This is a genomic window from Leifsonia sp. McL0627, from assembly GCF_058244615.1.
In genome coordinates this window covers 451330-470567 of the sequence record NZ_JBZCGM010000006.1, presented here as the reverse complement: position 1 = coordinate 470567, position 19238 = coordinate 451330, and the positions used below count along the sequence as shown (strand labels likewise).

At 69.9% G+C, this 19238-nt stretch carries 18 protein-coding genes and 1 pseudogene; 9 read left to right on the top strand and 10 right to left on the bottom strand.

The genetic code is table 11. The features are described from left to right. Window positions 1-121: 121 nt before the first annotated feature. The 4 genes from AC37TH_RS18245 to AC37TH_RS18230 are packed head-to-tail and all read right to left on the bottom strand — an operon-like array spanning window position 122 to window position 3200. Entirely contained in the window at window positions 122-913 is a 792-nt protein-coding gene (locus AC37TH_RS18245) for a fructosamine kinase family protein (RefSeq protein WP_490765758.1), read from the bottom strand. A gap of 26 nt (window positions 914-939) precedes the next feature. Beyond that, window positions 940-1569, bottom strand: a complete 630-nt coding sequence (locus AC37TH_RS18240; protein ID WP_490765757.1) for an FMN reductase — start codon at window positions 1567-1569, stop codon at window positions 940-942. Beyond that, on the bottom strand, window positions 1569-2717 hold the full coding sequence (locus tag AC37TH_RS18235; protein ID WP_490765756.1) for an LLM class flavin-dependent oxidoreductase: 1149 nt from the start codon (window positions 2715-2717) through the stop codon (window positions 1569-1571). The genes AC37TH_RS18240 and AC37TH_RS18235 overlap by 1 nt, the downstream gene beginning before the upstream one ends. Window positions 2718-2729: 12 nt before the next feature. After that, the gene (locus tag AC37TH_RS18230; RefSeq protein WP_490765755.1) at window positions 2730-3200 is read right to left on the bottom strand and encodes a VanZ family protein; all 471 of its coding nucleotides are present in this window, start codon (window positions 3198-3200) and stop codon (window positions 2730-2732) included. A 72-nt stretch (window positions 3201-3272) separates the two neighbouring features. Here AC37TH_RS18230 and AC37TH_RS18225 point away from each other — a divergent pair, with 72 nt between their 5' ends. Continuing rightward, window positions 3273-4454 carry a low temperature requirement protein A gene (locus AC37TH_RS18225; protein ID WP_490765754.1) on the top strand — a complete coding sequence of 394 codons (1182 nt, stop codon included), beginning with the start codon at window positions 3273-3275 and terminating at the stop codon, window positions 4452-4454. 148 nt (window positions 4455-4602) lie between these two features. Here AC37TH_RS18225 and rpsO read toward each other — a convergent pair whose 3' ends face one another. Both rpsO and AC37TH_RS18215 read right to left on the bottom strand, forming a co-directional pair. Next, entirely contained in the window at window positions 4603-4872 is a 270-nt protein-coding gene (rpsO, locus tag AC37TH_RS18220; RefSeq protein WP_055892416.1) for a 30S ribosomal protein S15, read from the bottom strand. A 125-nt stretch (window positions 4873-4997) separates the two neighbouring features. After that, window positions 4998-5771 (bottom strand): VOC family protein, encoded by a 774-nt coding sequence (locus tag AC37TH_RS18215; RefSeq protein WP_490765753.1) that lies wholly within the window; start codon window positions 5769-5771, stop codon window positions 4998-5000. A gap of 63 nt (window positions 5772-5834) precedes the next feature. Here AC37TH_RS18215 and AC37TH_RS18210 point away from each other — a divergent pair, with 63 nt between their 5' ends. Further along, complete coding sequence (locus AC37TH_RS18210) at window positions 5835-6875, top strand: NAD(P)-dependent alcohol dehydrogenase (protein WP_490765752.1); 1041 nt, start codon at window positions 5835-5837, stop codon at window positions 6873-6875. Between the two features lie 46 nt (window positions 6876-6921). Here AC37TH_RS18210 and AC37TH_RS18205 read toward each other — a convergent pair whose 3' ends face one another. Continuing rightward, window positions 6922-7515, bottom strand: coding sequence for an acyl-CoA-like ligand-binding transcription factor (locus tag AC37TH_RS18205; protein WP_490765751.1), 594 nt, complete (start codon window positions 7513-7515; stop codon window positions 6922-6924). An 82-nt stretch (window positions 7516-7597) separates the two neighbouring features. Here AC37TH_RS18205 and AC37TH_RS18200 point away from each other — a divergent pair, with 82 nt between their 5' ends. Then, complete coding sequence (locus AC37TH_RS18200; RefSeq protein ID WP_490765750.1) at window positions 7598-8356, top strand: SDR family NAD(P)-dependent oxidoreductase; 759 nt, start codon at window positions 7598-7600, stop codon at window positions 8354-8356. Between the two features lie 49 nt (window positions 8357-8405). Here AC37TH_RS18200 and pdxR read toward each other — a convergent pair. After that, a pseudogene (pdxR, locus tag AC37TH_RS18195) lies at window positions 8406-9796 on the bottom strand (MocR-like pyridoxine biosynthesis transcription factor PdxR). A 152-nt stretch (window positions 9797-9948) separates the two neighbouring features. Here pdxR and AC37TH_RS18190 point away from each other — a divergent pair. Next, window positions 9949-10386 (top strand): carboxymuconolactone decarboxylase family protein, encoded by a 438-nt coding sequence (locus AC37TH_RS18190; RefSeq protein WP_490765749.1) that lies wholly within the window; start codon window positions 9949-9951, stop codon window positions 10384-10386. A gap of 137 nt (window positions 10387-10523) precedes the next feature. On the opposite strand, the gene AC37TH_RS18185 is transcribed toward AC37TH_RS18190, so the two are convergent. Then, window positions 10524-10898, bottom strand: coding sequence for an FKBP-type peptidyl-prolyl cis-trans isomerase (locus AC37TH_RS18185; RefSeq protein WP_055892399.1), 375 nt, complete (start codon window positions 10896-10898; stop codon window positions 10524-10526). 241 nt (window positions 10899-11139) lie between these two features. Between AC37TH_RS18185 and AC37TH_RS18180 the strand changes: the two genes are divergently transcribed. The 3 genes from AC37TH_RS18180 to AC37TH_RS18170 all read left to right on the top strand — a co-directional run bounded on the left by AC37TH_RS18180 (window position 11140) and on the right by AC37TH_RS18170 (window position 15305). Next, a complete protein-coding gene (locus tag AC37TH_RS18180) occupies window positions 11140-12336 on the top strand; it encodes an ROK family protein (protein WP_490765748.1) in 1197 nt (398 codons plus the stop codon). A gap of 147 nt (window positions 12337-12483) precedes the next feature. Next, a complete protein-coding gene (locus AC37TH_RS18175) occupies window positions 12484-13767 on the top strand; it encodes an MFS transporter (RefSeq protein ID WP_490765747.1) in 1284 nt (427 codons plus the stop codon). A gap of 14 nt (window positions 13768-13781) precedes the next feature. Beyond that, complete coding sequence (locus AC37TH_RS18170; RefSeq protein ID WP_490765746.1) at window positions 13782-15305, top strand: carboxylesterase/lipase family protein; 1524 nt, start codon at window positions 13782-13784, stop codon at window positions 15303-15305. A 123-nt stretch (window positions 15306-15428) separates the two neighbouring features. On the opposite strand, the gene AC37TH_RS18165 is transcribed toward AC37TH_RS18170, so the two are convergent. Then, complete coding sequence (locus tag AC37TH_RS18165; protein WP_490765745.1) at window positions 15429-16820, bottom strand: FAD-binding oxidoreductase; 1392 nt, start codon at window positions 16818-16820, stop codon at window positions 15429-15431. Between the two features lie 76 nt (window positions 16821-16896). Between AC37TH_RS18165 and AC37TH_RS18160 the strand changes: the two genes are divergently transcribed. Further along, entirely contained in the window at window positions 16897-18414 is a 1518-nt protein-coding gene (locus AC37TH_RS18160) for an AlkA N-terminal domain-containing protein (RefSeq protein WP_490765744.1), read from the top strand. A gap of 47 nt (window positions 18415-18461) precedes the next feature. Further along, the gene (locus tag AC37TH_RS18155) at window positions 18462-19226 is read left to right on the top strand and encodes a glycosyltransferase family 2 protein (protein ID WP_490765743.1); all 765 of its coding nucleotides are present in this window, start codon (window positions 18462-18464) and stop codon (window positions 19224-19226) included. Window positions 19227-19238: the final 12 nt, after the last annotated feature.

The window sequence follows — 19238 nt, the reverse complement described above, 5'->3', positions numbered from 1 at the left end:
GTTCGCTCGCCCTGCGCATCCGGATACCACCACCGAGGACCAGCTCCTGCCAGCCTGCTCCGTTTGGTACTCAGTATTGAGTTGCGGTCGGCATGCAGCCAACCACAAGAATCCTAGCAGGTCAGCCTGTCATTCCAGCAGGAAGCGCGAGCGTGGCGACTGCGGCGTCCGCCAGCGCGTCGCCGTAGGAGGGCCCGTACGACGCGGCGTGCACGACCAGTGGATGCAGCTGGTGCAGCGGGACGCGCTGCCGCCAGCCCGCACGCAGCGGCGCGGCGGCGTCGTAGCCGTCGGTGATCGCGTCGAGGTGCGGCGCCCCGAACAGGGCGAGCATGGCGAGATCGGTCTCGCGGTGGCCGCCGTGGGCGGCGGGGTCGATCAGGATGCCGCCGTGGGCATCCCACAGCAGGTTGCCGTTCCACAGGTCGCCGTGGATGCGCGCCGGCTGCTCCCCGTCGTCGAGCTCGCCGGAGTCGATCCGGTCGACGGCGGCGCGGATCACCGGGAGCTGCGCCGTGGACACGCCGCCCGCGTCTGCCGCGATGTCGAGGTACGGCAGGATGCGGTCGCGGGCGTAGAAGCGTCCCCACGAGCTTTCGTCCGCCGCGGGAAGGGGCCGCTTGCCGATGAACAGCGGGCCGTCCCAGCCGTCCGGCCGCGCGCCGAACGCCGCGGCGCCCGCCGCGTGGGTCACAGCGAGCACCGAGCCGAACGCCCGGGCCGCATCCGGAGCCGGACGGGTCTCCTCGACGCGCTCCAGCACGATCCGGCCGGGCGCGACATCGACGACGGAGACCACCCGCGCTCCTCCGGTCGCTGTCGCGTCTCCCAGCCAGCGCAGACCGGCCGCCTCCGCCTCGAAGAACAAGGGCGGGGCGTCCGGTCTGGACTTCTCCACGGTTTCGGCGCTCATGCACCGAACCTACGCGCGCCGCAGCGTCAGTCGCCCTGGAACCCGCCGATCATCGAGGCGAAGTCGCCGTCGAGCGCGAACGGGTCCTTCACGCGTTCCGACCGGTCCGACGCGCTCACCAGCGCGGAGAACTCGCCAGCGGCGCGCTCGATGCGGTCCGGCAGCGCCTTGACGGTGTCCGCGCCGCTCCCCCAGTCCGCCGACGCCGCGTACACCGAGGTCGGCACGACGACGCCGTGCAGGTAGGTGAACATCGGGCGCATGGCGTATTCGAGGGCGAGCGAATGCCGCTCCGTACCGCCGGTCGCGCCGATCAGCACGGGCATCCCGTCGAGGGCGGTCGGGTCGAGGATGTCGAAGAACGACTTGAACATCCCGCTGTAGCTGGTGGTGAAGATGGGCGTCACGGCGATCAGTCCGTCCGCTCCCGTCACCGTCTCGATCACGTCGGCGAGCGCGGGGCTCGGGAATCCGGCGAGGAGGTTGTTGGTGACGTCCTTCGCCACATCCCGGAGCTCGATGGTCGACACCTCGACCTCGAAGCCCTGCTCGGTGAGGCGGCGCACCGTCGCCTCGGCGAGCCGGTCGGCCAGGAGCCGGGTGGACGACGGCTGGCTGAGGCCGGCCGAGACGACGGCGATCTTACGGGTGGTCATCACTTCACCTCCGAAACAGTGGATGCGTCAGAAACAGTGGATGCGGCGGCGGCAGCGTCGGCCACGAGCTCGGCCGCGTCGCGCTCGGCGACCATCGCGGCGTGGGTCGGGCCGTCCGGCACATGCGCGGGGCGGTCCTTCGCGAACTCCTTGCGGAGCACGGGAACGACCTCGCCACCGAGGAGGTCGAGCTGCTCCAGCACGGTCTTCAGCGGAAGGCCGGCGTGGTCCATCAGCCAGAGCTGGCGCTGGTAGTCGCCGACGTAGTCGCGGAAGCCGAGCGTGCGGTCGATGACCTCCTGCGGGCTGCCGACGGTCAGCGGCGTCTGCGAGGTGAACTCCTCCAGGGTCGGGCCGTGGCCGTAGACCGGCGCGTTGTCGAAGTACGGTCGGAACTCGGCGACAGCATCCTGGGAGTTCTTGCGCATGAACACCTGGCCGCCGAGGCCGACGATCGCCTGGTCGGCGGTGCCGTGACCGTAGTGCTCGAAGCGCTGACGGTAGAGCGCGATCATCTGCTGGGTGTGCGAGGCGGGCCAGAAGATGTGGTTCGCGAAGAAGCCGTCACCGTAGTACGCGGCCTGCTCGGCGATCTCCGGGCTGCGGATGCTGCCGTGCCAGACGAACGGGGGAACGTCGTCGAGCGGGCGCGGGGTCGACTGGAAGCCCTGCAGCGGGGTGCGGAACTTGCCCTCCCAGTCCACGTACTCCTCGGTCCAGAGGCGGCGCAGCAGCGCGTACTTCTCGAGCGCGAGCGGGATGCCCTGGCGGATGTCCTCGCCGAACCACGGGTACACCGGGCCGGTGTTGCCCCGGCCGAGGGTGAGGTCCATCCGGCCGCCGGACAAGTGCTGCAGCATCGAGTACTCCTCGGCGATGCGCACGGGGTCGTTCGTGGTGATCAGCGTCGTGGCGGTCGACAGGATGATGCGGTTGGTCTTGGCGGCGAGGTAGCTGTTGATGGCCACGGGGCTCGACGGGAAGAACGGCGGGTTGTGGTGCTCGCCCATCGCGAAGACGTCGAGGCCGACCTCCTCCGCGTGCTGCGCGATCGTGAGGACGTCCTGCAGGCGCGAGGCGTCGGTCGGGGTCTGACCGGTGGTGGGGTCGGTCGTGATGTCGCCGACACTGAAGATTCCGAACTGCATTTCCGCTGCTCCCTATTTCAATGCGTTTGCATGGATATCGTCATCAACGGGCGGGGTGCCAGGACTATTCCCGCGCCGTCGCAGCCACACGATCAGCGCGACGATCCCGATCCCGATGATCGTTCCCGTGGTGTTCGCGATGATGTCCCGGATGTCGCTGTACCTGGTCGGAAGGAACAGCTGGATGAACTCGATGGTGCAGGTCGCCACGAAGCCGATGATGAGCGCCACCCACCACCGGCGCATCCCGAGCAGCAGGGTGAACAGCGCGCCCATCGGCACGAACATCGCGATGTTCGCGGTGAACTCGACACCGCTGTACGTCACCCAGGAAGTGGGAGGGAACCGGCCGATCTGGGCGATGACATCCCGGATGAAGTGATTCTGTGAAGAGTCCTGCGGCTGCGACGACATCGTGATCCAGCCGACGGCGAGCAGATAGACGGCCGTGACGGCGCTGAGCACAGGGTGGCGGCGGAGCATACCCCTATGCTGGCAGCCCTCCCGCGCCGACGCACATCCCGCGCCGACGCACATCCCGGCCAGAATGAGACCATGACCAGCGCCTTCCGCATCCCGATGACCGGCCGCGCCACCGACGAGGCCCATCGCGTCTCGAGCCCGCTCGAACTGCTCTTCGACCTCACCTTCGTGGTCGCCATCGCCCAGGTCGCCGCCCAGCTCGCGGAGGCCACGATCAGCGGGCACCTGTCCGCGGACATCGGCCCATACCTGATGGTGTTCTTCGCGATCTGGTGGGCGTGGATGAACTTCACCTGGTTCGCCTCCGCCTACGACACCGACGACGTCCCGTACCGCATCACGACGCTGGTGCAGATGGGCGGGGTGCTCGTGCTCGCGGCCGGCGTGCCGAGCGCGTTCGGCGGGGGCGACTTCACCGCCATCACGATCGGCTACCTCATCATGCGCGTCGGCCTGGTGAGCCAGTGGATCAGAGCGGGTATCGAGCATCCCCAGGGCAGGACCACCGCGTTCCGCTACGCGGCCGGTGTCTCGGCGGTGCAGGTGCTGTGGGTGTCACGGCTTTTCCTGCCGCCCGAGACGGACGTGTGGACGTTCATCGTCGCCGCGGTGCTCGACCTGTCCGTGCCGGTGTGGGCCGAGCGGACAGGGAAGACGTCGTGGCATCCGCACCACATCGCCGAACGCTATGGACTGTTCACCATCATCGTGCTGGGCGAATCGGTGTCCGCCTCGGCCATCGGCGTGCAGCACGGGCTCGAGGCACACGGCGTCTCCGTACCCCTGGTCGCCATCGCGGCGGCGGGGCTCGTGCTGCTGTTCGCGCTGTGGTGGCTGTACTTCCTCGAGCCGGCCGGCGAAGGGCTCAGCACCCGGCGCCGCCGCTCGTTCTACTGGGGCTACGGGCACTACCTGGTCTTCGCCTCGCTCGCTGCCCTCGGCGCCGGGATCGAGGTGGCGGTGCAGCGCGGTGCGTCCGGAGGAGTGACGGTGTCGGACACGGTGGTGGAGTATGCGGTCGCCGTTCCGGTGGCGGTGTTCCTGGTGCTGCTCTACGTGCTGCACAAGCCGTTGGTGGACGAGGTCGTCGTGCGCCCGCTGAAGACCGGGATCGCTGTGATCCTGCTGCTGGCGCTCCCGCTGGCGTCGCCGCTGATCGGCCTCGTCGGCGTGGTGATCGGTGTTGCACTGGTCGCGTCAGCGCTGGTCGCCGCCACCCTCGTCGACCGCACGCTCGCCGCGCGCGCCGCCTGACGCGCGCCGCCGCGAACAGGAAGCGCACCCCGGAAGGACGAAACCGGGCCGCCACCCGAAGGTGACGGCCCGTTCGCAAGAAGCTAGCGGTGTCAGCGGAGAGCTGTGCGAGACACGCTCAGAGCTGCCACGTGTGCGGCTTGCAGGACTAGCGACGAAGTCCGAGACGCTCGATCAGCGAGCGGTAACGGGCGATGTCGATGTCCGACAGGTAGCCGAGCAGGCGGCGACGCTGGCCGACCAGGAGGAGCAGGCCACGACGCGAGTGGTGGTCGTGCTTGTGCTCCTTGAGGTGCTCGGTGAGGTCCTTGATCCGCTTGGTCAGGATTGCAACCTGAACCTCGGGGGATCCGGTGTCACCGGGGTGGGTCGCGTACTCTTCGATGATCGCCTTCTTGACGTCTGCATCAAGTGCCATAGAGGTGATCCCCTTTCTCTCGTTGCGCGGTGCCCGTTGGCTGAATGCCCGGGCTCTCTTTATCCGCGGCCGTTAGACGGCAACCTGGAAAGCTTACCAGACGAGAGGTGGTGCCTTCCGCGCGCTCACGCGGGTTCCGGCTCCGGTTCGAGCAGGGCGAACGCGCCGCCGAACGGGTCGACGGTGCCGACCCACCGGCCGACGCCCTGCGCGGACGCGCGCTCTCCGCGCACGGCGCCGCCGAGCTCGGTCAGCCGGACCGTCGCCGCATCCAGGTCTGCGACCGTGAAGTACACCAGCCAGTGCGGAGGCACCTCCCTGCCCGGCTCGAATGCGCCGGCGGCGCTCGACTCCCCCACGTCGAACAGCGTGTAAACCCCGCCGCCCAGCTCCAGCTGGCTCACGCCGACGCCGAGCACGGACTCGTAGAACGGGTACGAGCTCTCGCAGCCGTTCTCGACGAGCTCCAGCCAGTCGACGGCGCCGGGTTCCTCGCGAAGCCAGGTGGAGTCCTTCTCCGTCTGCCAGAGACCGAGGACGGCACCGGCAGGATCGGCCACGATGGCGAGCTGGACGCCGGGGGCGAGTTCGCCGGGCGGAAGCAGGACGGAGCCGCCGTTCTGTTCGGCCGCTCGAGCGGAGGCCGCGATGTCATCGACCGTGAAGTAACTGGTCCAGACCGAGGTGCTGCCGTCGGGGAACGTCGCGGGAAGCGGACCGATCGCCGCGACAGGCACTCCCCGCAACGTCGCCATCGAGTATCCGCCGGTCTCTGCGCCCGCGGGCGACACCTCCCAGCCGAACAGTTGCCGGTAGAACGCGGCCGCGCCCGCCTGGTCCGTGCTCTGCAGGTCCACCCAGATCGGCGTTCCCTGGGGAAAGGAGTCGATGATCGGCATGGCCGAAATGCTACGCGTGACCGTTCTGGCCGCGCGATAGCCGCGGGGAGTATCGTGCCGCACATGAAAGCGCTTCAGTATCGTGAGATCGGTTCCCGCCCCGTCGTCGTCGAGATCCCGGATCCGGAGATCGGGCCAGGCCAGGTGCTTCTGAAAGTGACCGCGGCCGGAGTCTGCCACTCGGACGAGTTCATCATGGGGCTCCCTGCCGACCAGTACGTCTACGGACTCCCCCTCACCCTCGGCCACGAAGGTGCGGGGATCGTCGAGGCGGTCGGCGACGGAGTGGCCGGCGTGAAGAAGGGCGACGCTGTCGCCGTCTACGGGCCGTGGGGGTGCGGCCGCTGCCTGATGTGCGCACAGGGCAAGGAGAACTACTGTCTGAACGCGCAGTCGGAAGGTATCCGGCCGCCCGGACTCGGCGCCCCTGGTTCGATGGCCGAATTCCTGGTGGTCGACAGCGAACGCCACCTGGTCCCCCTTGACGGACTCGACCCCGTGGCGAACGTGTCGCTCACCGACGCGGGACTCACGCCGTATCACGCGATCAAGAACTCACTGCCGAAGCTGGGGGCAGGCACGACGGCCGTGGTGATCGGCACCGGCGGCCTCGGCCATGTCGGCATCCAGATCCTGCGGGCGATCTCTGGAGCGACCGTGATCGCGCTCGACGTCAACCAGGAGAAGCTCGACCTCGCGACGTCCGTCGGCGCCCACCACGTGCTGCTGTCCAATCAGGATGCGGTGGCGGCGGTCCGCGACCTGACCGGCGGCCGGGGCGCGAACGCCGTCTTCGACTTCGTCGGCGTCCAGCCCACCGTGGAGCTCGCCGGGGCGATGGCCGCGACGGAGGGCGACGTGACGATCGTCGGCATCGGCGGAGGCGCGCTCGCGGTCGGCTTCGGGCGCATCGCATACGACGTCGCCGTGCGCACGCCGTATTGGGGCTCGCGCGCCGAGCTCATCGAGGTGCTGGATCTGGCGCGGGCAGGCTCCATCGAGGTGGAGATCGAGACGTACTCGCTCGACGAGGCGCCGAAAGCGTACGAGCGGCTGCACGAGGGGAAGATCCGCGGCCGGGCGGTGATCCTGCCGAACGGCTGATTCGCGGGCGGCCGCGCGCATCCGGTGGGTGCGCGCGTGCGAACGCTCAGCCGCCGATCGCGGCGAGCGCCTCCTCGATCACGATGGCGGGGTCGTCGTCGCTGTTGGCCGCCCACCAGAGCAGTGCGGAGAACGACGCGGCCGAGAGCGCGTCGGCGAGGACGCGCGCACGCAGCCCGTCCTGGTCCGTGCCCGTACGGCGCGCGATGAACGCGGCGAGGACGTCGCGGTTGAGCGAGAGGCGGCCGAGGCCGAAGGCGATCAGGGACTCGTCGGAGCCGATCAGCAGGAGGCGGCGCCTGGTGGCCTCGACGCGGTCCGGCGGCATGTCGAGTGAGTGCGCGATGGCGCGGCGCAGGACGGACGCGATCGGCTCGTCCTGGTTCGCCGCGTCCAGTTCGGCGCGGGTGCGCTCGACCACCGGTTCGACGCCGCCCCAGACCAGGGCGGGTTTGCTCGGGAAGTAGCGGAACAGCGTGCGCCTGCCGATGCCGGCGATGCGCGCGATGTCATCCATCGTGGTCGCGTCGTAGCCGTGCTCGGCGAAGTGGCGCAGGGCGAGGAGGGCGACCTGCTCAGGGTCGACATCGGCGGGCCTGCCGCGGCGGCGGGGAGCCGGTTCGGCTGCTGGCGAATTCACATCAACCATTATGGCACTGAGTGCTATAAATGCAGTGACGCCCAGATCGAGCGCCACACCACGACTCTCAGGAGACACAGGAATGAGCACAAACGACTCCGCTCGCTTCGCAGGCAAGACGGCCATCGTCACCGGCGCAGGCTCGGGCATCGGCAGGGCGACGGCGCTCCGCATCGCCGCAGAGGGCGGACGCGTCATCGCCAGCGACATCGCCCCCGACCGGCTCGAGGCGCTCACCGCCGAGCACCCCGACCTCGACCTCGTTGCCGTCGCCGGCGACGTGTCGAGTGAAGAGACCATCGCCGCCATCATCGCCGCAGCGGACGGCCGCGTGGACGCGCTCGCCAACGTCGCCGGCATCATGGACGGCTTCCAGCCGGCCGGCGAGATCGACGACGCCACCTGGGACCGCGTGCTGAACATCAACGTCACCGCGATCATGCGCCTCACCCGCGCCGTGATCCCCCTGATGCTGGAGGCCGGCTCTGGCTCGATCGTCAACGTCAGCTCCGAGGCCGGGCTTCGCGGGTCCGCCGCCGGAGTCGCGTACACCGCGTCGAAGCACGCTGTCGTCGGCTTCACGAAGAGCACCTCGGTCTTCTACACCCCCAAGGGCATCCGCACCAACGCGGTCGCTCCCGGACCGGTCGCGACCAACATCGAGGCCCCGTTCCGCTCGGAGTGGGCCGGACAGCGCCTCGGCCCGCTGATGCAGACGATGGTGCCGCCGGTGGCACAGCCGGAGCAGCTCGCCGCCTCCATCACCTGGCTGCTCAGCGACGACTCCTCCAACGTCAGCGGGGTCGTGCTCGCCTCCGACGGAGGCTGGTCGGCGATCTGATCGCCGTCGCCCGACTACGGGGTGCGCTGCTTCGGCAGCGCGCCCCGTTTCACTGCGTGCGCGTGTTCTCCATGCCCGCCCGCGCAACCGCCTTGGCGAGCACGCGCAACCCGTCCGGCACATCCTCTGGCGCGATCGCGCCGAAGCCGAGCATCAGTCCGGAGGCCGGGGTCTCCCCCATCCCGAATCGCGCGATCGACTGCACGGACACCCCGGACGCCGCCGCCTCCGCCGCCACCCTGTCCGCGTCGAACCCCGCGGCGACCACCGCATCCCGTGGCAGCAGGCAGACGTGCAGCCCCGCCACCGACGGCACGACGCGCAGGGTGCCGCCGAGCAGCGCCTCCGCCTGCTCCACGATCTGCCGCTGCCGCATCCCGTACTGCTTCGTGGCCTGACGGACGTGCCTGGCGAAGCCGCCGGAGTCGATGAAGCGGGCCATCGCCGCCTGCGTGACGTGGTCGTTGTGCCAGTCGGTGAGCCGCTTCGCGCTCCGCAGCGCGGGAATCAGGGATGGCGGGGCGACCAGGAAGCCGAGCCGCAGCGACGGCAGCATCGTTTTGGAGAACGTGCCGACGTAGACGACACGCCCCTCGTTGTCGAGGCGTTGCAGCGGGTCGAGTGGCCGGTCGGCGTAGCGGTATTCGCTGTCGTAGTCGTCCTCGATGATCACCGCGTCGTGCGCGGCCGCCCAGGCGAGCAGCGCTGTGCGCCGCTCGAAGGTGAGCACGCCGCCGAGGGGGAACTGGTGCGACGGCGTCACGTAGACGAGCTTCGCGGAGGAGGGCAGCGCATCCACCCGGAGGCCGTCGGCGTCGACAGGGACGGGCACGACCACTGCTCCATCGTCTCGAACAGCTGGCGCACCGGAGGGTAGCCGGGGTCTTCCACGGCGACCACGTCGCCCGGTTCCAGCATCACGCGCCCGATCAGGTCGAACGCCTGCTGCGCCCCGCTGGTGACCAGGATGTCGTCGGCCAGCGCATCCACCGACCTGGCGACGCCGAGATGCCGGGCCAGCGCCTCGCGGAGCCTGCGCAGCCCGGCAGGGTCGCGATAGTGCCCGGAGCGCAGGATGCCACCGCGAAGCTCGGCGGCGACGAACCTCCTCCACGACTCGGCGGGGAACAGGGCAGGGTCCGGGGTGCCGACACTGAAGTCGTAGGCGATCGGCAGCGGCTCCGACCAGAGCGGGTCGTCGATGTCCGCCCACCGTGCCACCGGATGCGCGGTGGTGCGCCGCCCGCGCGCCGCCGACGCGGTCTTCGCGGACGTCGGCGCCGACACGAATGTCCCGGAGCCGACGCGTGCGCTCAGGTAGCCCTCCGCCGTGAGCCGTTCGTACGCGGTGGCGACGGTCGAGCGGGAAACGCCCAGCCGCTCGGCGAGCTCCCTCGTGGCCGGGAGGCGTTCGCCGTGCCGGAGGCGTCCATCCAGCACGGCGTCGCGCAGCTGCCGGTAGATGCGGTCAGCCCGGTCTCCCCTGCCGTCGATCTGCACGTGGAACTCCACGAGAACCTCCGCGATTGGCCTGATCCGAATGTGCTGAATTGGAGCTTACCCGCGGCCAATGACGTTTCTAGGCTGGCAGCATGACAGAACGAATCGACATCGCATCCATCGCCCCAGAGGGCTACCGCAAGGTCATCCAACTCGACGGCTACGTCGCCAAGAACGTCGAGGAACCGCTCGGCGACCTGATCAAGCTGCGCGCATCCCAAATCAATGGATGCACGTTCTGCGTCGACATGCACTCGGTCGACCTGCAGGCCGGCGGCTACCCGCTGCGCAAGGTGTTCTCGGTGATCACCTGGCGCGAGTCGGAGTGGTTCAGTGAGCGGGAGCGCGTGGCGCTCGAACTGACCGAAGAGGTCACGCTCATCCAGGGCGGCGTCTCGGACGACCTCTACGCGCGGGCACTCGCGGAGTTCGACGCGGAGGCGCTGGCGAACCTGCTGCTGGCGATCGCGACGATCAATGTCTGGAACCGCATCGCGATCCCGACGCTCATGCACCCGCCGGCGCTCTGACGCGACACGCTCCGAGCCGTCTCGCCCCGAGCCGTCGCTGGGCGCTGGTGCACTCGGTGCGAAAGGTGCGGTGCGGCCGAGCCGCACCGCACCTTTCGCACGAATCGTGTGAGCGTCAGCTCACGTCAACCCACCGATCAGCTGACGCCGAGCAGGTCGATCACGAAGATCAGGGTCTTGCCGGAGAGCGGGTGCCCTCCGCCGGCGGGGCCGTAGGCCTGCGCGGGCGGGACGGTCAGCTTGCGACGGCCGCCGACCTTCATGCCGGGGATGCCGTCTTGCCAGCCCTTGATCAGGTTGTTGAGCGGGAAGTTGATGGACTGCCCGCGGCTCCACGAGGAGTCGAACTCCTCGCCGGTCTCGTACTCGACGCCGAGGTAGTGCACGTCCACCTTTGAGCCGGCGGTCGCCTCGGGGCCGGTGCCCTCGACGATGTCGACGATTTCGAGCGCCTCCGGAGCCGGGCCGTCAGGGGCGTCGACTTCGGGCTTCTGGTTGGTGTTTTCTGCCATGCGTCCATCCAACTGGCTCGGCCGCCCATCGTCAAAGTGCGTTCTCTCAGAGCGCATGTCCGAAATCCGCTCTTGCGCTCCTCCGGGATGCGGAGCAACCTTGTACCTAGATCACAAGATCAACTCGTCGCCCGGGAGAGTCGCAGGCATCGCCGCACCACCGGGCGTCGAGTCTTTAACGGCCAAGGCCTCGGATGCGCATCGAGTGAGAGCCCCGCCCATCGTGTGAGAGTCTGGCGCTATGAGTTCTGCCACCGGTCTCGACAGCGCGGATGTGCGCATCCACAACCTGGCGCTGCTGGTGCGCAGGCTCGCCGTCGCCCCGTGTTCGCGCAGCGAGCTCGCGGCCGGCACCGGCCTCTCCCGCGGCACTGTCACAGCCCTGGCCGACCTGCTGATCGAGCACGGCCTGATCCGGGAGGCGGAGGTCGTCGCGACGGGCAACGGACGCCCCAAGACGATGCTCACGCTCGCCGCGGACACGATCGCCCTCGCCGCTATGCAGCTCGACGCCGACCAGGCGATCTTCCTCGCCCAGGACATCGCAGGCACGGAACTCTTTCGCATCGCCGAGCACCACGGCAGGCCGATGGGCGATCCGGATGCGGTGCTCGACGTCGCCGCCCACACCCTCGGCCGCGGGCTCGACCGGCTGAACGAGCTGGGCAGGCGCCCGGTCGGCTTCACCGTCATCGTGCTCGCCCCGGTCGGCGGCGATCCGCGCGTCGTGCTCGCCGACACCGACCTCGGCTGGGGGCGCGTCGACGTGCTCGGGATGCTGCGCGAACGCGAGCCGCGCCTCCCCGCCGACACCACCCTCGACTCCGACGTCTCCGCCGCCCTGGCGGAAGCGCGGCTGCTGCCCGAGGAGCGCGCTGTCCTGTACCTCAAGAGCAACAGCGGCATCGGCGGAGCGTTTGTGATCGGCGGAGGCTTCGTCGAGCGTGCGCCGTTCCTCGGCGGACCGCTCGGCCACCTGGCCGTCGACTACGACGGCGCGCTCTGCGAGTGCGGGCAGCACGGCTGCCTGGTGACGGTCGCCGGTCCGGACGTCGTGCTCGCGAACGCCGGGCTCGCCGAGGTGCGCGACCGGGACGGCCTCACCGCCGCACTCGACCTGCTCGTCGAGCGGGTGAAGGCGGGAGAACCTGCGGCCACGTCAGCGTTCGCGGACGCGGCAGAGTGGATCGGACGCACCATCGCCCTCCTGCGGATGACACTCGACCCGTCGGCGATCGTCCTCGGTGGATACTGGGCCGAGCTCGCCGATCGCATCGCCGAGACGAGCATCCCGAGGTTGCAGCTGACGCCGGATGCCGCGATCCCTGTCCCCCGCATCCTGGCCGGACGCCTCGGCGCCGATGCCGCGCTGCTCGGCGCCCTGCACCAGGCACGGGATGCGGCGCTCGACGACCCGCTGACGCTCGCCGGGCGCTGAGGCTCACCGCTCGCTGAGGCAAGGCGGCCTCATCCAGGCGTTTCCGAATCGAGATAATTCGACCATTGAATTATCCGGCTATGATCGTCATACTCATTACCTATCGACGCACGGTTTTTGCGTCGTCACTCAACGAAGAGGAGCGTCGTGCCCACCGAGAACCCCGCCTTCCCCACCGCCACATCGCCGACGGCGCGCGCGTCGACGGCGACCTCCCCCACGGCGACCCGCCGTCTGCTCCCGTCGCTCGCGATCACCTCGCTCGCGCTCTTCGCGACGTACTCCGGCCTGATCGCCGTGCTGCTGCCCAACCAGGTGCAGGCCATCGACCCGTCCAGAAAGATCGAGAACCTCGCCATCGTCACCACGGTGTCGTTCGTGTTCACGCTGTTCGCGCAGCCCATCGTCGGCGCGTTCAGCGACCGCACCCGCTCCCGGATGGGCAGGAGGGCGCCCTGGATGATCATCGGCGCCGCGGTCGGCGCGATCTTCCTCGCGGGATTCGGCTCACTCAGCTCGATCCTCTGGATCACGATCTTCTGGGTCATCATCCAGGTCTCCCTCAACGCCCTGCAGGGGCCGCTCAGCGCGATCACGCCAGACCGATTCCCGCGCAACAAGCGCGGAATGGCCTCTGCAATGGTCGGCATCGGCACCATGGCGGGCGGCACGATCGGCGTGCTCGTCGCCGGGCAGCTCGCCTCCAACGTCGGCGTCGGATACACGGTGTTCGGCATCGCCGTGCTCGTCCTCACCCTGGCGTTCGTGCTGCTGAACCGGGACTACTCCAGCAAGGATGCGGAGCACCCGCCGTTCAGCTGGAAGCAGTTCTTCTCCGGCTTCTTCATCAACCCGCGCACCAACCCGGACTTCGCCTGGGCCTTCGCCGCCCGGTTCCTGTTCATCCTCGGCTACTTCGTGACCTTCGGCTACCAGCTCTTCATCCTCACCGACTACATCGGGATGTCGATCACGGAGGCCAACTCCGCCATCGGCCTGCTCAGCATCGCGTCGCTCGTCACCACGGTCGTCTCCGTCGCCCTCGCCGGCTGGCTAAGCGACAAGCTCGGCCGCCGCAAGGTGTTCATCTACATCGCCAGCGTGCTGATGATCATCGGACTCGCCATCCCGCTGATCGCCCCCGACATCACCGGGATGCTCGTGATGAGCGCCGTCAACGGCTTCGGCTTCGGCCTCTACATGGCGTGCGACACGGCGCTGATGACCGAGGTGCTGCCCGGAGGAGGCGTCGCCGCCGCGAAAGACCTCGGCATCCTGAACGTCGCCACGAACATCCCGCAGGCGCTCAGCCCCGCGATCGCGGCTCTGCTGATCAGCGCGCTCGGCGGCTACCCGGCCCTGTTCATCTTCGGCATGATCTCCGTCGCGCTCGCGGCGCTCGTGCTCATCCCCATCAAGAGCGTTCGCTGAGGAAGGAAACACCCATGACAGAACCCACCACCACCCTGCGCACCCCGAACGGCAGCGCGCCCGAGGTCGCCACGACCGCCGGACGTGTCCGCGGGGTCTGGCGCGACGACTCCGCCGCCTTCCTCGGCATCCCGTTCGCCGAGGCGCCGGTCGGCGACCTCCGGTTCGCCGCGCCCGTTCCGCACGCGCCCTGGGAGGGCGTGCTCGATGCGACGGCCTACGGCGCGACGCCACAGCGCACGGCGCTCTCCGAGATCACCCTCATCCCCGAGCCGTCGATCGCGGGCGAGTCGACACTGAACGTGAACGTCTTCACCCCGGCGCCGGCACAACCGGATGCACTCCTCCCCGTTCTCGTGTACACCCACGGCGGCGGGTACGTCGCTGGCTCCCCCGCGAGCCCCTGGTACGACGGCGCGGCGTTCAACCGCGACGGCGTCGTGACCGTCTCGGTGTCGTACCGGCTCGGCTTCGACGGGTTCGGCTGGATCGAGGACGCCCCGCACAACCGCGGCGTGCTTGACTGGGTGCTGGCGCTCGAGTGGGTGAGGGACAACATCGCCGCGTTCGGCGGCGACCCGTCGGCAGTGACCATCGCCGGACAGTCGGCTGGCGGAGGGGCCGTGCTGACCCTGCTCGGCGTTCCCCGCGCATCCGGGCTGTTCCGCGGAGTGTTCTGCATCTCCGGCGCGACGAGCGACCTCCCGCTCGCCAGGGCGGAAGAGATCGGCCGGAGCCTCGCGGCGCTCGGCGGCGTCGAGCCGACGGTCGCCGGGCTGTCGTCGCTCGACGAGATGACCGTGCTCGGGCTGCAGGCGCAGATCGCGTCGCCGACGGCCGAGACGGATGCGGCCGACGACAACCCGCTCGCCCCGCTCGCACAGCTGGCGAGCGGCGGACTGGTCTGGGGTCCCGTCGTCGACGGCGATCTCGTTCCGCTGCCGACCGCTGAGGCGCTGACCTCTGGACCGGGGGCCGCCGTACCGCTCGTGCTCGGGGCCACCGACAACGAGTTCACGATGGCGACCGCGACGCTGAAGGAGGCGCTGGCCGCCGTCCCGGCCACCGTCGCCCTCGGACAGCTCGGGCTGCCGGAGGACGCGGCCGCCGCGTACGCGGACAGCCACGCCTCGCTGGACACCGCGGACACGCTCGGCCAGTACATCACCGACCGCGTCTTCCGCGCGCCGGCCGTGTCGGTCGCCACGGACCGCGCCAGGGTGGGAGCGCCGACCTGGCTCTACCGGTTCTCCTGGTCGTCGCCGAGCATCGGCTCCTCCTGCCACTGCCTCGACGTGCCGTTCTTCTTCGACTGCCTGGCGGCCGAGCGCGTGGACGTCATCGCGGGGGCACAGCCGCCGCAGGCGCTCGCCGACGACGTGCACGGCGCCGCCGTCGCCTTCATCCGGTCGGGTGCTCCCGGCTGGGAGGCGTTCGACCAGGCGGACGAGGCCGCACGCGTGTTCGACGTCCCGTCGCACACCGAGGCGCACGGCTACGCGGACGTCGCGGCCCTGCTCCCCGCCGGGGTGCGCTGACGCGCAGCCACTGGCCGGCGTCCCTCCCCGCCCCCTGACTGGTCCCGAATTGCCGTGCGGCCCTTTCCCGCACGGCAATTCGGGACCACTAGTTCCTGGGAGGGGATGCGTAGGACGCTCGCGTCAGCCGAAGACTTTGCCGGGGTTGAGGATGCCGAGGGGGTCGAAGACCGACTTGAGCTTGACCTGCAGGTCGTAGGAGTCCGGGCCGAGCTCGTCGGCCAGCCAGCGGCGTTTCAGGACGCCGACGCCGTGTTCGCCGGTGAGCGTGCCGCCGAGGTCCATCGCCGTGCGGAACAGCTCGTTGGCCGCCTCCCAGACCACCGGAGGCACGTCGCTGCCGGTGTAGACGAAGTTGGGGTGCAGGTTGCCGTCTCCCGCGTGCGCGACGGTCGGGATGGGGAGGCCGTACTTCTCGGAGATGCGCTCGATCGCGTCGAACATCTCCGGCATCCGCGAGCGGGGAACCGAGACGTCCTCGATGAGCACCTCGCCGGTGGCCGCGAGCGCCGGGTGGAAGGCGCGCCGGATCTCCAGCAGGTGTTCGCCGTCTGCGGCATCCGCTGCGACGCGGACGGTGCCGCCCGACGCGCGGACCAGCTCGGCTGCTGCGCCGGCATCCGCCTGCGCACTCGGTCCGTCGAACTGCACGAGCAGGTAGCTGCCGCCTCCCGTCGCACCGAACGCGGCGGCGATCGTGTCCTCGCCGAGATACGCGGAGATGCGCTCCAGGGAGGCACTGTCGAGCAGCTCCATCACAGCGGGGCGGAGCCGGGAGGCGGTGACCCGCGCCGATGCCGCCGCCGCTGACCGCACATCCGGGAACAGCGCCCCGATGGTCATCGGCTCCCCCGCCGGGATCGGAAGGGCGCGCACCGTCGCGCCGACGATGACGCCGAGCGTTCCCTCCGAGCCGACGAACAGCGCCGTGAGGTCGAAGCCGGTCACGCCCTTGACGGTGCGGTGACCCATCGAAATCAGGCGTCCGTCCGCGAGCACGACGTCGAGGGCGAGGACGGCCTCGCGCGTGACGCCGTACTTCGCGCAGAGCAGCCCTCCGGCGTTGGTGGCGATGTTGCCGCCGACCGTCGCGATCGCCTTGCTCGCAGGGTCCGGGGCGAAGAACAGGCCGAACGGTTCGAGCGCCGCGTTGAGGTCGGCGTTGATCACGCCCGGCTCGATCACGGCGAGCTCGTCGTCGGCGGAGATCTCGATGATGCGGTTCATCCCGGCGACGCTCAACACGATCGCGCCGTCGGTGCCGTTCGCCCCTCCGGCCAGCCCGGTGCCCGCCCCACGCGGGACGACCGGGATGCGGAACTCGCTCGCCGCGCGCATGGTCGCTTGCACGTGCTCGACGGTCGTGGCGTTGACCACCGCGAGCGGGCGTCCGTCCGCGATCCAGCCGGAGCGGTCCGTGCGGGCGGCGTCGAGCGCATCCCGATCGGTGCTGATTACGCCGGCTGCAACGGCTTCTTCTCCGATGGCGGCAGACAGCCACTCCAGTACGTCCATGCCTTTCAGCTTATTGAACGCGGGTAGTGTCCGTTTTCCGCTATTCTTCGTCGGCGGGTGGTGCGAGGCTGGAGACATGAACCGCGAAACAGACAAGCTGGCCGACCCGGTCTTCGCCGAGCGATACCGCGCGATGAGCGCCAGGGACACGCGGTTCGACGGCCAGTTCATCACCGGGGTGCACTCCACCGGCATCTACTGCCGCCCGAGCTGCCCGGCCGTCTCGCCGAAACCGGGCAACGTCACCTTCTACCTCACCGCCGCCGCCGCGCACGAGGCCGGACTCCGGGCCTGCAAGCGCTGCCTGCCGGATGCGGTGCCCGGCTCCCCGGAGTGGAACACGCGCGACGATCTCGCGGCGCGCGCCATGCGCCTGATCGCGGACGGCACGGTCGAACGCGAGGGTGTCCCAGGGCTCGCGCGGCGCCTCGGATACACGCCGCGGCACCTGGGCCGCGTGCTGGCGTCCGAACTGGGGGCCGGCCCTCTCGCACTCGCCAGGGCGCACAGGGCGCAGACGGCGCGGCTCCTGCTGGCGGGAACCGACCTGTCGATCACCGACGTCGCGTTCGCGGCCGGGTTCACCAGTGTGCGCCAGTTCAACGAGACGATGTCCGACATCTATCGCACGACGCCCGGCACGATCCGCACGTCGGCGAAGAACAGGCCGGCCTCCCGGATGAGCCACGCATCGGACGGCGAATCGGGAGCCGCAACCCTGAGCCTCAGACTCCCCGCCAGAGCACCGTTCGACGGTGCAGCCGTCCTCGGCTTCCTCGGCGCGCGGTCGATCGCCGGTGTGGAGGCCCCTGTCGAGGCCGGCGACGGCGGGACATACTCCCGCGCACTCGCGCTCCCCCACGGCCCTGCCGTCGTCCGGCTCACCCTCGGCGGCACCGCGACAGCGCCGTTCGTCGAGTGTGACGCGACCCTCGCCGACGTCGCCGACCTCGCCCCGCTGGTCGCACGCGTCCGCCGGTTGCTCGACCTGGATGCGGACGCTGCCGCCATCGACGACGCCCTCTCCGCCGACCCTGCTCTCGCCGCCAGCGTCGCGGCGGCGCCCGGGCGCAGAGTGCCCGGCGCCGTCGACGCGGAGGAGATCGTCTTCCGCGCGCTGATCGGCCAGCAGATCTCGGTTCCTGCGGCACGCACGGCGTTGACCAGGCTCACCGACGCCATCGGACGCCCGATCGACCTCGGCGGCTTCACCCGCCTCTTCCCGACCGCCGCCGACATCGCCGAGCACGGCAGGGCGGTGCTCCGCGGACCGGCCAGACGCATCGACACCATCGTGGACACGGCGGCGGCCATCGCGTCCGGCGACCTCGTCATCGACGTCGGCGAGTCGCGGGAGGAACTCGAGTCGCGCCTCACCGCCCGGCCGGGGATCGGCCCGTGGACGGCGGGATACATCGCGATGCGCGTGCTCGGAAGCCCGGACATCCTGCTGACCAGCGACCTTGCGATCCGGCAGGGCGCCGCACGCCTCGGCCTCCCGGACGAACAGCGTGCCCTCGCAACATACGGGGCACGGTGGGCGCCGTGGCGAAGCTATGCGGGAATGCACCTCTGGAGGGCCGCTCAGGCGTAGGCTCGGAGACGTATTACACGCATTCGCTGGAGGAGGGGATCTCGCTGGTGCCCACCATCGCGGTCGTGATCCCGGCCCTGAACGACGCGGAGATGCTCGCGCGCTGCCTCGACGATCTGGCCGCGCAACTCCGGCGGGCCGACGAGATCATCGTCGTCGACAACGGCAGCACAGACGACACCGCGCAGGTCGCCCAGGCGAAGGGCGCACGCGTGCTCGAACAGTCGCAGCGCGGGATCTGGCCGGCAGCATCCACCGGGTACGACGCGGCGACCACCGACATCATCGCCAGGCTCGACGCCGACTCGCGGCCTCCGGTCGACTGGCTGCTGCACATCGAGGCCGAGTTCGTGGACGCCCCGGAGATCGGCGTGCTCACCGGGCCGGGCATCTTCTACGACGGCAACACGATCATCGCGGGGCTCGGCCAGGCGCTCTACATCGGCGGCTACTTCTGGTCGATGGAGATCTGGCTCGGGCATCCGCCGATCTTCGGCTCCAACTTCGCCATGCGCCGTGAGGTCTGGGAGCGCGTGCGCGGCCGCGTCCACCGCGGGATGCGAGAGATCCACGACGACCTCGACCTCGCCATCCACCTCGACCCCGACCAGCTCGTGCGCTACGACGAGCGGCTGACGGTCGGCATCTCGGCCCGCCCGTTCAGCACCTGGCGCGGGTTCGGCCGGCGGCTGTCCTGGGCGTTCGGCACCCTCAGGATGCACCTGCCGGAGGAGTCGCCGTGGCGGCGCCGCGCCGCCCGCCGCCGCTGGGAGGACGAGCACGCGGACGAAGCTCCTGGCGCGATCGCCTGAGTGGACGGCGAC